Genomic DNA, 13,963 nt, shown 5'->3' on the forward strand with positions numbered 1-13,963 from the left:
GTTATCCATTGAGTTCGTCGGCGCGCGCCTGCGCGGCCGTGAAATCGAGGTCGCCGCTGTAGATGGCACGGCCGCAGATCACGCCTTCCACGCCTTCGCCCTCGACGGCGCACAGCTGCTCGATGTCGGCCATGTTGGACAGGCCGCCCGAGGCGATCACCGGGATGCTCAGCGACTGCGCGAGCTTGACGGTGGCATCGATGTTGATGCCCGAGAGCATGCCGTCGCGGCCGATGTCGGTGTAGATGATGGACTCGACGCCCCAGTCCTCGAACTTCTTGGCCAGGTCCACGACCTCGTGGCCGGTGAGCTTGCTCCAGCCGTCGGTGGCGACCTTGCCATCCTTGGCATCCAGGCCGACGATGATGTGGCCGCCGAAGGCACTGCAGGCGTCCTTGAGGAAGCCGGGGTTCTTCACGGCCGCCGTGCCGATGATCACGTAGCGCAGGCCGCCGTCGATGTATTTTTCGATGGTGTCCAGGTCGCGGATGCCGCCGCCGAGCTGCACCGGGATGTCCTCGCCCACTTCCTTGAGGATGGACTTGATCGCCGTGAAGTTCTTGGGCACGCCGGCGAAGGCACCGTTCAGGTCCACCAGGTGCAGGCGGCGCGCGCCGGCCTCCAGCCACTTGCGCGCCATGGCGGCAGGGTCTTCACCGAAGGTGGTGGATTGGTCCATATCGCCTTGCTTGAGGCGTACGCAGTGGCCGTCCTTGAGGTCGATGGCGGGAATGAGCAGCATGGTGGGTTCGGGTGGAAAGGGGCGAGGCCGGGCTCGGCCCGAACAGGGTTGTGAAGGGTTGGGAACGCGGGGACGTTCTCAGGGATTCCAGTGGAGGAAGTTGCGGTACAGCGCCAAGCCGTGCTCCGCACTTTTCTCGGGGTGGAACTGGGTGGCAAAAATATTATCGCGTGCAATCGCCGCGGCGAACACACCGCCGTAGTCCGTCTCGCCCGCGCAGTGGGCTGCGTCCTTGGGACGGGCGTAGAAGCTGTGCACGAAGTAGAAGTAGCTGCCATCGGGCACGCCGGCCCAGACCGGGTGCACGCCAGCAGCCCCGTGGGGCACCTGGCGCACCTGGTTCCAGCCCATCTGCGGCACCTTGAAACGGCTGCCATCGGGCTGGTTGCGGCCGACCAGGTCGAACTTGCGCACTTCGCCGGGGACCAGCGACAGGCCAGGCGTATCGCCCTCGGCGCTGTGGTCGAGCAGCATCTGCATGCCCACGCAGACGCCGAACATCGGCTTTTGCGCCGCTGCTTCGAGCACCGACTCCTGCAAGCCGGAGTCGCGCAGCTCGCGCATGCAGTCGGGCATGGCGCCCTGCCCCGGCAGCACGATGCGCTGGGCGGCGCGCACCGCTTCAGGGCGCGAGGTGACGACCACGGTCCAGCCCGAGCCCTCGGCCGCGGCCTGCACGGCCTGCGACACCGAGCGCAGGTTGCCCATGCCGTAATCAACCACGGCGACGGTTTTTGCTTCCATATTCATAGCTATCAGCGCTTGGTGAAAAAGCGGTAGCGGCCTTTTTCTTGGCGAAGGGGGATCAGAGACTGCCCTTGGTGGACGGAATGGTGCCGGCGGCGCGCGGGTCGCGCGTGAGGGCTGCGCGCAGTGCGCGCGCGAAGGCCTTGAACACCGTTTCGCACTGGTGGTGCGCGTTGATGCCCTTGAGATTGTCGATGTGCAAGGTCACGCCCGCATGGTTCACGAAGCCCTGGAAGAATTCGTAGGTGAGCTGGGTGTCGAAGCCACCGATGCTGCCCGCGGTGAAGGGGATGTGCAGGTGCAGCCCGGGGCGGCCGGAGAAATCGACCACCACGCGGCTCAGCGCCTCGTCCAGCGGCACATAGGCGTGGCCGTAGCGGGTGATGCCCTTCTTGTCGCCCACGGCACGCGCGAAGGCCTGGCCCAGGGTGATGCCCACGTCTTCCACCGTGTGGTGGCCGTCGATGTGCAGGTCGCCGTCGCAGTCGATCTCCAGGTCGATCAACCCGTGGCGGGCGATCTGCTCGAGCATGTGGTCGAAGAAGCCGATGCCGGTGTGCAGCTTGGCCTGGCCAGTGCCGTCGAGGTTGATGCGCACGGTGATGTGCGTCTCGGCGGTGTTGCGGCTGACCTCGGCGGTGCGATCGGCCTGGGGATCGGCCGATGCGGAAGGTACGAGAGCAGAAGAAGTCATAGGGAGGCTTGGAGCGCAGCAAGCATCTGCGCGTTGTCGTCGGCGTTGCCCACCGTGAGGCGCAGGCAGTTGGCCAGCAATGGGTGCATTGTAGAAACGTTCTTGACCAGGACCTTGCGCTTTTTCATGCCCTCGTAGGTTGTGGCGGAATCAGCCACACGCACCAGCACCATGTTGGCCTCGCTGTCCCAGCATTTTTCGATGCCCGGCATGGCCTTGAGCGCCTGCACCAGGACCGTGCGCTGGGCACGCAGCTCGGCCGCCTGGCCGGCGAACACGTCGGCATGCTCCAGCGCGAACAGCGCGGCTTCGCAGTTGAGCACGCTCACGTTGTAGGGCGGGCGCACCTTGTCGATCTCGGCCACCACGGCGGCCGGACCGATGAGGTAGCCCAGGCGCACGCCGGCCAGGCCGAACTTGCTCAGTGTGCGCATGAGCAGCACGTGGGCATTGCGGTCGGGCTCGGCGCGCATGCGGTCGATGAAGCTGCGGCTGGCGAAGGGCTGGTAGGCCTCGTCCATCACCACGAAGCTGCCCTGGGCACCCACCGCGTCGACAATGCGCTGCACGGCGCCCTCGTCCCACAGCGTGGCCGTGGGGTTGTTGGGGTAGGCGATGTAGGTGATGGCCGGGCGGTGCTGCGCAATGGCGGCCAGCATGGCGGGTTCGTCGAGCTCGAAATCGGGCGTGAGCGGCACGCCGACGAAGTCCAGGCCCTGCAGCTGCGCGGAAAGCGGGTACATCACGAAGCCCGGCATGGGCGCCAGCATGGTGGCACGCTCGCCGGGCTTGGCGCAGGCCAGGGCCAGCAGGGTGATGAGCTCATCCGAGCCATTGCCCAGCACGATGCCATGGCCCTCGGGCAGGCCGGCGTACTTCGCCAGCGCGGCCTTGAGGTCGTTCAGGCGCTCGCCCGGATAGCGGTTGAGCGCCAGCCCCCCCAGACGCTGGCCCAGCGCCGCCTGCAGATGGGCCGGGAGGCGAAACGGGTTCTCCATTGCATCCATCTTGAGCATGCCGGTGGAGGGCTGCACGCCATAGGCGTGCATGGCACGCACGTCGGCACGGATGTGGTTCAGGGCGGCGGGAAGGCTTGCGGGAGTGGTCATTCGGCGGTGTCCAGTTCGTTGGGGGCCACAAGGAAAGGGTTGATGCAGCGCACGGCGTCCAGCACCTGGTCGTGCGGCAGCGCTTCGGTGAGCAGGTAGCGGCAGCCCTGCTGGTGCGCGGAGGAGACGATGAGCGCGTCCCAGTAGCCCAGGCGGTAGCGGTCCTGCAGGTCCCAGGCACCGTCCACGGTGTAGGCATCGAGGTGGGGCGGCAGCCACACGCGCAGCCGGCGCACCTGGGCACGCACCAGTTGCACGGTGCGCGGACCCTCGAAGCGCTGGATGGCCTGGTTGTACAGCTCGTTGAGCACCTGGGAGCTGATGCGCCCGCTGCGCGTCTGCCAACAGAAGCCGAGCCACTCCCGTGCACGGACCTGGCGGGACGGGTCGCGCTCGTCCACGCTGGCCAGCAGCACTTCGGTGTCGACGAAGAGGGGGGTCGTGCCGCTGCTCATCGCTGGAACAGGGTTTCGCGCGGCACATAGGGGCCGCTGGAGGCGCCCCAGCTCTCGAAGCCCAGGGCCTCGCGCATGGCCTGGGCGTAGGCGTCTTCCTGGCGCATCTTCTCGGCCAGCCATTCGCCCAGCAAGCGCGATACGCTGCTGCCGCGCCGCGCCGCCTCGACGCGTACCCATTCAGCAACCGTGTCGTCCATGGTGATGGTGACGTTCTTCATGCAGTCAATATTACACGAAGTTCGTGCTCCACGAACTTCGTGTAAAAAATTCAGGCTGCTTTCCGCCCACTGGCCAGCAACACGCGGCAGGCCATGTCGCCTACCTTGCGCAGGGCCACCAGGTGCGCAGGGGTCCAGTCGCCGCCGACGCCGATGCGCAGGCAGTTGCGAAAGCGCCCACTGGCACTGAACACGGTGCCGGGGGCGATCAGGATGTGCTCGCCCAGGCAGGCCTCGTGCAACTGCACCGAATCGAGCGCACGCGGCAGCTCCACCCACAGCAGCATGCCGCCGGGCGGGTCGCTGACCCGCGTGCCCGGCGGAAAGTGCGCGCCGATGATGTGGCGCACCTCGTCGAGCCGCGCCGCCGCGGCAGCACGCAGCTGGCGCATGGCGGCCGCGTGCCCGCTCTGGTTGATCAGGTCGGCCAGCGCCAGCTCCAGCACGGCGGATTGGCCACCGGCCTGCATGTCCTTGATGCTGCGCAGCTGTTCGGTCCAGCGCCCGGCCTCGACCCAGCCCAGGCGCAGGCCCGGGGCCAGGGTCTTGGAGAACGAGTCGCAGAGCATCACGTGGCCCGTGGTGTCGTAGGACTTGACGGTGCGCCGCATCTCGTCGGGCTCGGCCAGGTCGGTATAGATCGCATCCTCGATGACCGCCATGCCATGGCGCGCGGCCATCTGCGCCAGGCGCCGGCGCTCGGGTTGCGGCATGCAGCTGCCCAGCGGATTGCTCAGCGTGGGCACCACCATCAGCGCCTTCACGGGCTGGGTATCGAGGGCGAGCTGCAGCGCGTCGAGCGAGATGCCGTGGCGCGGGTGGGTGGGGATCTCCAGCGCCTTGAGGTGCAGGCCCTGCAACACCTCGAGGAAGGAGAAATGCGTGGGCGACTCCAGGGCCACCACATCGCCCGGCTGGGTGACGGCGCGCAGGCACAGGGCAATGCTGTCCATGCAGCCGCCGGTGATCACGATGTTCTCGGGGTCCAGGCTGCAGCCCAGGCCCACGGCATAGCGCGCCAGGGCGCGCCGCGCCTCTTCCTGCCCGGCCGAAGACGGGTAGGTGCACAGCAACTGGCGGTTGCGCTGCACGGCGCGCACCACGGCGCGGCGCACGCGGTCGGGGTTGAGCATGTCGGGACCCGGCGTGCCGCTGCTGAAGGAGAGCATGTCCACCGGCTGGGCTCGGCCCATGATGCGCTGGCCCAGCCAGTCCACCGAGACCTCGCGCGGGCGGCGCAGCGGGCGCGGGGTGGTCGGCTCGGGCAGGTTGACCGGGCGCGCCGCCACGAAGAAGCCCGAGCGCGGCCGCGCGGTGATCAGGCGCGCATCCTCGAGCCAGTGGTAGGCCTGCACCACCGTGCTCTGCGCCACGCCGCGCTGGCGGGCGAGTTCGCGCACCGAGGGCATCTTCTCGCCGCGCGACAGGGTGCCGTTGCGCACCAGTTCGGCCAGCTGGGCCGCGATCTGCAGGTACAGGGGCGTGGTCTCTTGGGCGTCCATGGGTCCATTCTGTACTGCCCAAGGCAATCACGGCCAATACAGATGACCCCAAAACAGCACAGCACAGAGGCCTGTGCGTGCGCATCTGTGCTGTACCAGCTCGGTGCGCGCTGTGGCTGGCGACAGATGCCGCCGCGCAGCACAGTGCAAGGCATGAACACCACCACCCTGCCCTCCCCCTGCCCCCCTCCGACCACCACGGTGCAGCCGCTGCGGCCCCAGGCCCTGGCGCTGCGCTGGAACCGCCAACCCCTGCCGCCCCCGCAGGCCGTGCAGACGCTCGAATTCCGCGCAGGCGAAACCGCCCTGCTGGAGGTGGAGCAAGGCCGCGTCTGGGTGACCTGCGACGGCCTGCTCGAAGACTATTTCCTGGAAGCGGGGCAGCGCCTGAGCTTCACCGGGCCGGTGCGGCTGCGCGTGAGCGCCGAGGGCCAGCGCCCTGCACGCCTGAACTGGGCGTGCCTGCGTGCCAGCAATGCGGCCGGCCGCGCCGCCACCCCGCAGGCCGGTGCGCTGCCTGCCGCGGGCCTGCGCATGCGCGCGGCCTGACGAGCCCTGTCAGCCCCGCGCCGGGGGCACGGGCACGAGCCGTAGCTCGGCGGCGCGTGCATGGGCCTGCAGGCCCTCGCCATAGGCCAGTTCGGCCGCGATGGTGCCCAGGGCCTGGGCCCCGGCCTCGCTCACCTCGATGAGGCTGCTGCGCTTTTGGAAGTCGTACACCCCCAGCGGCGAGCTGAAGCGTGCCGTGCCGCTGGTGGGCAGCACGTGGTTGGGGCCGGCGCAGTAGTCACCCAGGCTCTCGCTGGTGTAGGCCCCGAGGAAGATGGCCCCAGCATGGCGCAACAGCGGCTCCCAGCGGTGCGGCTCCTTGCTGCTCACCTCCAGGTGCTCGGGGGCGATGCGGTTGCTGATGGCGCAGGCCTCTTCCATGCTGCACGTGTGGATCAGCGCGCCGCGGCCATTCAGGCTCTTGGCGATGATCTCGGCGCGCGGCATGCTGGGCAGCAGGCGGTCGATGGCCTCCTGCACGGCGTCGAGGTAGGCCGCGTCGGGGCACAGCAGGATGCTCTGCGCCAGCTCGTCGTGCTCGGCCTGCGAGAACAGGTCCATGGCCACCCAGTCGGCCGGGGTGCTGCCATCGGCCAGCACCAGGATTTCGCTGGGGCCGGCGATCATGTCGATGCCCACGGTGCCGAACACGCGCTTCTTGGCGCTGGCCACATAGGCGTTGCCCGGGCCGGTGATCTTGTCGACCTTGGGCACGGTGGCCGTGCCATAGGCCAGGGCCGCCACGGCCTGGGCGCCGCCGATGGTGAAGGCGCGCGTGACGCCGGCCACGTAGGCCGCGGCCAGCACCAGCTCATTGCGCTCGCCTTGGGTGGACGCCAGTTGCGCGCCCGAGCCCCCGGTGGCCACGCTGCCGCGCACAGGCGTGGGCACCACCATGATGATCTCCTGCACGCCGGCCACGTGGGCGGGGATGGCGTTCATGAGCAGGCTCGACGGGTAGGCCGCCTTGCCGCCGGGCACGTAGATGCCCACGCGGTCGAGCGGCGTGACCTTCTGGCCCAGCAGGGTGCCGTCCTCGTCGCGGTAGCTCCAGCTCTCGCCCGAGGCCTTCTTCTGCGCCTCGTGGTAGCTGCGCACGCGCCGGGCAGCGGCCTGCAGGGCATCGCGCTGGGCGGCGGGGATGGCGTCGAAGGCGGCCTTGAAGTCGGCCTGCGTGAGTTCCAGGGCCGCCATGGACTCGGCGGCCAGGCCATCGAAGCGCGCCGTGTAGTCGAGCACGGCGGCATCGCCGCGCGCCTGCACGTCGGCCAGGATATCGGCCACGCGCTGCTCGATGGCCGCATCCGTGTCGGCGGACCAATGCAGGCGATCGCGGAAGGCGGCTTCGAAATCGGCGCTGTCGGTACGGAGGCGAACGGGCTTGGCTTGCATGGCTTTCGGGTCTCTATCGCAGTGGGAAATCGGTGGTTCGTTCAGGCGCGCGCCGCGGTGGCCGCGGCAAACGCATCGATGATGCGCCGCAGCGGGGCCTGCTTGAGCTTGAGTGCGGCCTGGTTGACGACCAGGTAGGAGCTGATGTCCATGATGCGCTCGACTTCCACCAGGTGGTTGGCCTTGAGGGTGTTGCCGGTGGACACCAGGTCGACGATGGCGTCGGACAGGCCGATCAGCGGCGCCAGCTCCATGCTGCCGTAGAGCTTGACCATGTCCACGTGCACACCCTTGGTGGCGAAGAAGTCGCGCGCGATGGAGGTGTACTTGGTGGCCACCTTCAGGCGCGAGCCCTGCTTGACGGCGCGCTCGTAGTCGAAGTCGTTGCGCACGGCCACGCTCACACGGCACTTGGCGATCTGCAGGTCCAGCGGCTGGTACAGGCCCTGGCCGCCGTGCTCGATCAAGGTGTCCTTGCCGGTCACGCCGATGTCGGCACCGCCGTACTCCACGTAGGTGGGCACGTCGGTGGCCCGCACCAGTACCACGCGCACGTCGGGCTGGTTGGTGGGCAGGATGAGCTTGCGCGACTTTTCGGGGTCTTCGAGCACCTCGATGCCGGCAGCGGCCAGGAGCGGCAGGGTCTCGTCGAAGATGCGGCCCTTGGACAGGGCGAGGGTGATCATGGTCATGGGGGTTCTCTCTTAGGACATGCGCTCGATGTCGGCGCCGATGCCGCGCAGCTTGGCTTCCATGCAGTCGTAGCCACGGTCCAGGTGGTAGATGCGGTCCACCACGGTTTCACCATCGGCCACCAGGCCGGCGATGACCAGGCTGGCCGAGGCGCGCAGGTCGGTGGCCATGACGGTCGCACCCGACAGAGGCGGGCCCACGGCCTCGGCGTTGCCCAGGCCCTCGATCACGGCGACCTTGCCGTCGGTCTGGATGCGGGCGCCCAGGCGCACCAGCTCATCCACGTGCATGAAGCGGTTCTCGAAGATGGTCTCGGTCACCGTGGAAGTGCCCTGCGCCACGCAGTTGAGGGCCATGAACTGGGCCTGCATGTCGGTGGGAAAGCCCGGGTATTCGGTGGTGCGAAAGCCCTGGGCGCGCAGCTTGCCGGCGCCGGGGCTCTGCACGCGGATGCCGGCCTCGACGGCCTGCACCTGCACGCCGGCCTCGCGCAGCTTGTCGATCACCGCGTCGAGGTGGTCGGCGCGGCCATGGCGCAGCACCACGTCGCCGCCCGTGGCGGCCACGGCGCACAGGAAGGTGCCGGCCTCGATGCGGTCGGCCACCACGCGGTGGGTGCAGCCGGACAGGCGCTCCACGCCCTGGATGCGGATGCGGCTGGTGCCGTGGCCCTCGATCTTCGCGCCCATGGCGATCAGCATCTCGGCCAGGTCGATGATCTCAGGCTCCTGCGCGGCGTTCTCGAGCACGGTCTCGCCCTCGGCCAGCGCGGCGGCCATGAGGAAGTTCTCGGTGCCGGTCACGGTGACCATGTCGGTGGTGATGCGTGCCCCCTTCAGGCGCGTGGCGCCCGCTGGCAGCTTCGCGATCATGTAGCCGTGCTCGACGACGATCTCGGCGCCCATGGTGGCCAGGCCCTTGATGTGCTGGTCCACCGGGCGCGAGCCAATGGCGCAGCCGCCGGGCAGGGAAACGGTGGCCTCGCCGAAGCGCGCCAGCAGCGGCCCCAGGGCCAGCACCGAGGCGCGCATGGTCTTGACCAGCTCGTAGGGCGCCTCGGGCGTGTTCAGGCCGCTCGCGTCGATGCGCACGGTGCCATCAGGGGCACGCTCAGCCGCCACGCCCATGTTGCGGATCAGGGTGAGCATGGTGCTCACGTCCTGCAGCTGGGGCACGTTGAGCAGGGTCACCGGCTCGGCCGTGAGCAGCGCGGCGCACAGTTCGGGCAGCGCGGCGTTCTTGGCGCCGGAGACTAGCACCTCGCCCTGCAGGGTGCGGCCGCCACGGATGAGGAGTTTGTCCATCGCGAAACCCGTGAAAAAGTAGTGGGAGGTGCCGTGGGCGCGGTCGCCGCTCAGCGCGGCTGCGCCGCCCATTCGGCGGGCGTGAAGGTCTTCATGGACAGGGCATGCACCTCGTCCGTCTGCATGCGCGTGCCCAGCGTGGCGTACACGCGCTGGTGGCGCTGGATGGGGCGCTTGCCCTCGAACTCGGCCGAGACGATGGTGGCGTACCAGTGGCGGCCATCGCCCTGCAGGTCGAGGTGCTCGCAGGCCAGGCCGGCGGCGATGAGGTCTTTGAGTTGGTCGGCGGTCATGGGTGGGGCGTGGTGGTCTGCGTCATCCGGGGCGGGCGGCAAGGGTACCGCGAACCGCCCCCGGGCGGTTCAGTATCGGTCAATGGCGGATCTTGTAGCCCGTGCGCAGCAGGTGCACGGCCAGCCAGCTGACCGCGAGCCAGGCCACGCCGACGATGGACAGGCTGAGCCAGGGCGAGGTGTCGCTCTGGCCGAAGAAGCCGTAGCGAAAGCCATCGATCATGTAGAAGAACGGGTTCAGGTGGCTCACGGTCTGCCAGAACGGCGGCAGGGACTGGATGGAGTAGAACACGCCGGACAGGAAGGTCATCGGCACGATCACGAAGTTCTGGAACGCCGCCATCTGGTCGAACTTGTCGGCCCACAGGCCGGCGATGAGCCCCAGCGTGGCCAGCAGCGCGGCCCCCAGGAAGGCGAAGGCCAGGATCCACAGCGGCGCGGCGAACTCGGGCCGCGCGAAGGCGATGGTGACGAGGAACACCCCCAACCCCACGGCCAGCCCGCGCACGATGGACGAGCCCACATAGGCCACGAACCAGGCCCAGTGCGACAGGGGCGTGAGCAGCACGAACACCAGGCTGCCCATGATCTTGCTCTGGATCAGGCTTGACGAGCTGTTGGCAAAGGCGTTCTGCAGCACGCTCATCATGACCAGGCCGGGCACCAGGAAGGCGGTGTAGCTGATGCGGTCGTAGACCTTCACATGGTCTTCGAGGACATGGCCGAAGATCAGCAGGTACAGCACGGCGGTGAGCACCGGGGCGGCCACGGTCTGGAAGCTGACCTTCCAGAAACGCAGCACCTCCTTGTAGAACAGGGTCTGCCAGCCGGTCATGCGCGCACCTCCACGGGGGCCGCGGTGGGCGCAGGCGGGGGATGGGACGAGGAGGTGCCGGCCATGACCTGCAGGAACACGTCCTCCAGGTCGGGGCGGCGGATTTCCATGTCGTGCACATCGACGCCGGCCAGGCGCAGGGCGGCCAGATGCTCCTCGATCTCGCGCGCGTCATGGGCCGGCATCTGCACGATGCGCCCGGTGACGCGCGCCAGGCGCGCGAGCGCAGGCGGCAGGTCCACGTCGGCCTTGAACTGCAGCACGTTGCCCGAGGCGGCCTTGAGCAGGTCGCTGGTATCGGCCAGGGCCACCACCTGCCCGGTTTTGAGCATGGCGATGCGGTTGCACAGGGCCTCGGCCTCTTCGAGGTAGTGCGTGGTGAGCAGCACGGTGTGCCCTTCCTTGTTCAGGCGGGCGATGAATTGCCACAGCGTCTGGCGCAGCTCCACGTCCACCCCCGCGGTGGGCTCGTCGAGCACGATGATGGGCGGCTTGTGCACCAGCGCCTGGGCGACGAGCACGCGGCGCTTCATGCCGCCCGACAGCTGGCGCATGTTGGCGTTGGCCTTGTCGGTGAGGCCCAGGTGGTGCAGGAGTTCGTCGATCCAGGCGTCGTTGTTCTTGACGCCGAAATAACCGGACTGGATGCGCAGCGCCTCGCGCACGTTGAAGAAGGGGTCGAAGACCAGCTCCTGCGGTACCACGCCGAGCTTGCGGCGCGCCTGCGCGAAATCCGCCTGCACGTCGCTGCCCTGCACCAGCACACGGCCATGGCTGGGACGCGCCAGGCCGGCGAGGATGCTGATGAGGGTGGTCTTGCCGGCGCCATTGGGGCCGAGCAGTCCGAAGAACTCCCCTTCCTCGATGTCCAGGCTGACCTGGTTGAGTGCCTGGAATGGGCCTTTGGGGGTGTCAAAGGTCTTGGAAACGGCTTGGAATGAGACTGCGGACATGAGCCGCTGATTTTAAGGCCTGGTGCACAAACCTGCTGTGCCGGCCCCGGGAACCCCTGCCGAAGGGATCAGGCCGCAGGCAGCAGGTCGGCCACGCCGTACAGGCCAGCCATGCTGTTCAAGGCTGCGGGCAGGCCCTGCACGGCGAAGGTCTTGCGGTCCGAGAGCGCTTCGCGCCGGCACTCGAGCAGCACCGCCAGCGCAGAGGTGTCGAACACCGCCAGCGCCTGGGCGTCCACGACCACGCTCGGCTCCTTATGCACCTTGAGGCCCTGCAGGAGCATGCGCAGGCACGCCGGTGCCTGGCGGTGGGTCAGCTCCTGCGGAAGGACCAGCACGGGCATGGAGGCAGGCCCCGCGTCAGCCCTTGGTACCGGCATTGGACTTGTTGCGCGCCTCGAGCGAGGCGATCAGGCCATCCACGCCCTTGGCGTTGATTTCCTGCGCGAACTGGCCCTTGTACGTTTCCACCAGCCACACGCCGAGCACATTGAGGTTGTAGATCTTCCAGCCTGCGCCGTCGCCCGGGGTCTTTTCCAGGCGGTAATCGAGCTGGATCGGGTCGCCCCGGCCCACGATCTCGGTGCGCACCAGCACGTCCTTGTCGGCCGGATCGGCACGCAAGGGCTTGACCAGGATAGTCTGGTCGTTGACCTGGGCCAGCGCACCCGCATAGGTGCGCACCAGCAGTATCTTGAATTCGTCCTGCAGGCGCTTTTGCTGCTCGGGCGTGGCCTGCCGCCAGCCCGGCCCCACGGCGGCGGCGGTCATGCGGCGGAAGTTCACGTTCGGCATGACCGTCTTGTCCACCAGCGCGATCACCTTGGAGATGTCGCCACCCTGGATGGACTTGTCGGCCTTGACCGTGTTGAGCACGTCGGTAGACAGGCGCTTGATCAGGGCGTCGGGGGCTTCGTCGGCAGCAGCAGCCGACAACGGCAGGCCCAGGGAGGTCACAGCCACCAGGGTCAGGGCCATGTGGCCCATGAGTCGTCGGTTTATCATCATCGTCGTCATCATCTCGTCTTCTTTCATGGGGGCGGGCAAGGCACCCTTGATTTCATTGTGGGCGCTCAATGCCTGCCATGTGCTTCTGCCCGGTAGCGGATTGCAAGCAAGTGCAACACCCCGCCGAGCTTGAATCCTCCGCCGGTTCAGCGAGTTTTGGTATTTGCCGGTGGGGGCTCCTCGGGCAGCACGCCGTCATTGGCGTCGCGGTCGCTGTCGTCCTTGTCGTATGGGGCCGCCCCGGCCTGGCTTCGCACCTGCAGGAACACATCGCGCGTGAAGCTGTATTTGTCGAGCGCCGCGCTGTCGAGCACCGAACCGGCGCGCAGCAGGTTGGCACGCGCGTCCACCGCGCGCAGGGCGTAGAGCGAATTGCGGGCCGAGGTCGGGTCCACATAGCGCACGGGGTTGCCCACCATGTCCACCGGCAGCGCGAAGGTATCGCGCACGGTGGACGGCCCCAGGATGGGCAGGACCAGGTAGGGGCCGGTGTCCACGCCCCAGCGGCCCAGCGTCAGGCCGAAGTCCTGGCGGTAGCGGTCGATGCCGATCTCGCTGGCCACGTCAAGCACGCCGCCCAGACCGAGGAAGGTGTTCACGTTGACGCGCATGAAGCTGGAGGCAGCACCTTCGAGCCGGAACTGCAGCACGTTGTTCACGAAGGACCAGACGTCGGTCAGATTGGCAAAGAAGTTGCTCACCCCGGTGCGCACGGGAGCGGGCGTGACTTCCTTGTAGGCCGTGGCCACGGGCTTGAGCACGATGGCATCGACCTGTTCGTTGAACTTGGTGACGCCGCGGTTGTATGGCTCCAGCGGGTCGCGCGGATCGTTGCGCGGGCCGCTCGCACAGCCCACCAGCAGGGCCAGGCCCAGTACGGCCACCAGCGCGCGGCCGGCGCGGCGCAGCGTTGCAGCGCCATTCGCGCCGTGGTTGTCATCGTCGCGGGCAGGGCCCGCTTGCATCCTGTTCATCATTTTTTGCCACCTGCCCCTGCGGGCTTACTGCCGTCTTCGGCTTTGCTGTAAAGAAATTGTCCAATCAGGTTTTCGAGCACCACGGCGGACTGCGTGGCGGTGATCGTGTCTCCCGCTGCAAGGTTCTTCTCGTCGCCACCGGCCTCGATGCCGATGTACTGCTCGCCCAGCAGGCCGCTGGTGAGGATCTTGAGCGAACTGTCCTTGGGGAACGCATAGCGGTCCTGCATGGCCAGGGTGACGCGCGCCTGGTAGGTCTTGTCGTCGAAGCTGATCGACTCGACCCGGCCCACGACCACGCCGGCGCTGCGCACGGCAGCCTGGGGCTTCAGGCCGCCGATGTTGTCGAAGCGCGCGGTGAGCTGGTAGCCACGCTGGAAATTGAGGCTCAGCAGGTTGGCCGACTGCAGGGCCAGGAACACCAGTGCCGCGATGCCCAGCATCACGAACAGGCCTACCCAGACATCATTCTTGGAGCGTTGCATCGTT

The 13,963-nt window shown here is 68.0% G+C and carries 18 protein-coding genes; 1 reads left to right on the plus strand and 17 read right to left on the minus strand.

The features are described from left to right. Window position 1 precedes the first annotated feature (1 nt). The 7 genes from hisA to AC07PF_RS01005 all read right to left on the minus strand — a co-directional run bounded on the left by hisA (window position 2) and on the right by AC07PF_RS01005 (window position 5,470). Complete coding sequence (hisA, locus tag AC07PF_RS00975; RefSeq protein ID WP_007855741.1) at window positions 2–742, minus strand: 1-(5-phosphoribosyl)-5-[(5-phosphoribosylamino)methylideneamino]imidazole-4-carboxamide isomerase; 741 nt, start codon at window positions 740–742, stop codon at window positions 2–4. A 78-nt stretch (window positions 743–820) separates the two neighbouring features. Further along, window positions 821–1,492 (minus strand): imidazole glycerol phosphate synthase subunit HisH, encoded by a 672-nt coding sequence (gene hisH / locus AC07PF_RS00980; RefSeq protein ID WP_145694522.1) that lies wholly within the window; start codon window positions 1,490–1,492, stop codon window positions 821–823. A gap of 55 nt (window positions 1,493–1,547) precedes the next feature. Beyond that, entirely contained in the window at window positions 1,548–2,183 is a 636-nt protein-coding gene (gene hisB / locus AC07PF_RS00985) for an imidazoleglycerol-phosphate dehydratase HisB (RefSeq protein WP_007855743.1), read from the minus strand. Beyond that, on the minus strand, window positions 2,180–3,292 hold the full coding sequence (gene hisC / locus AC07PF_RS00990; protein ID WP_494610557.1) for a histidinol-phosphate transaminase: 1,113 nt from the start codon (window positions 3,290–3,292) through the stop codon (window positions 2,180–2,182). Before hisC ends, hisB begins: the two co-directional genes overlap by 4 nt. Continuing rightward, on the minus strand, window positions 3,289–3,747 hold the full coding sequence (locus AC07PF_RS00995; RefSeq protein ID WP_007855746.1) for a PIN domain-containing protein: 459 nt from the start codon (window positions 3,745–3,747) through the stop codon (window positions 3,289–3,291). The genes hisC and AC07PF_RS00995 overlap by 4 nt, the downstream gene beginning before the upstream one ends. Further along, window positions 3,744–3,968 (minus strand): hypothetical protein, encoded by a 225-nt coding sequence (locus AC07PF_RS01000; protein ID WP_007855747.1) that lies wholly within the window; start codon window positions 3,966–3,968, stop codon window positions 3,744–3,746. The genes AC07PF_RS00995 and AC07PF_RS01000 overlap by 4 nt, the downstream gene beginning before the upstream one ends. 50 nt (window positions 3,969–4,018) lie before the next feature. Next, window positions 4,019–5,470, minus strand: coding sequence for an aminotransferase-like domain-containing protein (locus tag AC07PF_RS01005; protein WP_007855748.1), 1,452 nt, complete (start codon window positions 5,468–5,470; stop codon window positions 4,019–4,021). A gap of 153 nt (window positions 5,471–5,623) precedes the next feature. Between AC07PF_RS01005 and AC07PF_RS01010 the strand changes: the two genes are divergently transcribed. Beyond that, window positions 5,624–6,019 (plus strand): DUF2917 domain-containing protein, encoded by a 396-nt coding sequence (locus AC07PF_RS01010; protein ID WP_494610558.1) that lies wholly within the window; start codon window positions 5,624–5,626, stop codon window positions 6,017–6,019. A gap of 9 nt (window positions 6,020–6,028) precedes the next feature. Here the strand turns inward: AC07PF_RS01010 and hisD are convergent, their stop codons facing one another. The 10 genes from hisD to mlaD form a co-directional block, all read right to left on the minus strand. Then, window positions 6,029–7,411 carry a histidinol dehydrogenase gene (gene hisD, locus AC07PF_RS01015; RefSeq protein WP_494610559.1) on the minus strand — a complete coding sequence of 461 codons (1,383 nt, stop codon included), beginning with the start codon at window positions 7,409–7,411 and terminating at the stop codon, window positions 6,029–6,031. 41 nt (window positions 7,412–7,452) lie between these two features. Continuing rightward, window positions 7,453–8,097, minus strand: a complete 645-nt coding sequence (gene hisG, locus AC07PF_RS01020) for an ATP phosphoribosyltransferase (protein ID WP_108016683.1) — start codon at window positions 8,095–8,097, stop codon at window positions 7,453–7,455. 18 nt (window positions 8,098–8,115) lie between these two features. Then, complete coding sequence (gene murA, locus AC07PF_RS01025) at window positions 8,116–9,408, minus strand: UDP-N-acetylglucosamine 1-carboxyvinyltransferase (RefSeq protein ID WP_494610560.1); 1,293 nt, start codon at window positions 9,406–9,408, stop codon at window positions 8,116–8,118. Between the two features lie 50 nt (window positions 9,409–9,458). After that, window positions 9,459–9,701 carry a BolA family protein gene (locus tag AC07PF_RS01030; protein ID WP_007855755.1) on the minus strand — a complete coding sequence of 81 codons (243 nt, stop codon included), beginning with the start codon at window positions 9,699–9,701 and terminating at the stop codon, window positions 9,459–9,461. Window positions 9,702–9,780: 79 nt separating this feature from the next. Next, complete coding sequence (locus AC07PF_RS01035) at window positions 9,781–10,536, minus strand: ABC transporter permease (protein ID WP_007855757.1); 756 nt, start codon at window positions 10,534–10,536, stop codon at window positions 9,781–9,783. Beyond that, a complete protein-coding gene (locus tag AC07PF_RS01040) occupies window positions 10,533–11,489 on the minus strand; it encodes an ABC transporter ATP-binding protein (RefSeq protein ID WP_494610561.1) in 957 nt (318 codons plus the stop codon). Before AC07PF_RS01040 ends, AC07PF_RS01035 begins: the two co-directional genes overlap by 4 nt. Window positions 11,490–11,557: 68 nt before the next feature. Continuing rightward, window positions 11,558–11,827, minus strand: a complete 270-nt coding sequence (locus tag AC07PF_RS01045) for an STAS domain-containing protein (protein ID WP_035203965.1) — start codon at window positions 11,825–11,827, stop codon at window positions 11,558–11,560. Window positions 11,828–11,849: 22 nt separating this feature from the next. Beyond that, a complete protein-coding gene (locus AC07PF_RS01050) occupies window positions 11,850–12,494 on the minus strand; it encodes an MlaC/ttg2D family ABC transporter substrate-binding protein (protein ID WP_035203968.1) in 645 nt (214 codons plus the stop codon). 149 nt (window positions 12,495–12,643) lie between these two features. Continuing rightward, on the minus strand, window positions 12,644–13,474 hold the full coding sequence (locus AC07PF_RS01055) for an MlaA family lipoprotein (RefSeq protein ID WP_494610562.1): 831 nt from the start codon (window positions 13,472–13,474) through the stop codon (window positions 12,644–12,646). Beyond that, on the minus strand, window positions 13,471–13,959 hold the full coding sequence (gene mlaD / locus AC07PF_RS01060) for an outer membrane lipid asymmetry maintenance protein MlaD (RefSeq protein WP_007855766.1): 489 nt from the start codon (window positions 13,957–13,959) through the stop codon (window positions 13,471–13,473). The genes AC07PF_RS01055 and mlaD overlap by 4 nt, the downstream gene beginning before the upstream one ends. Between the last annotated feature and the right edge of the window lie 4 nt (window positions 13,960–13,963).

It is taken from the genome of Acidovorax sp. GW821-FHT10A04, from assembly GCF_059415825.1.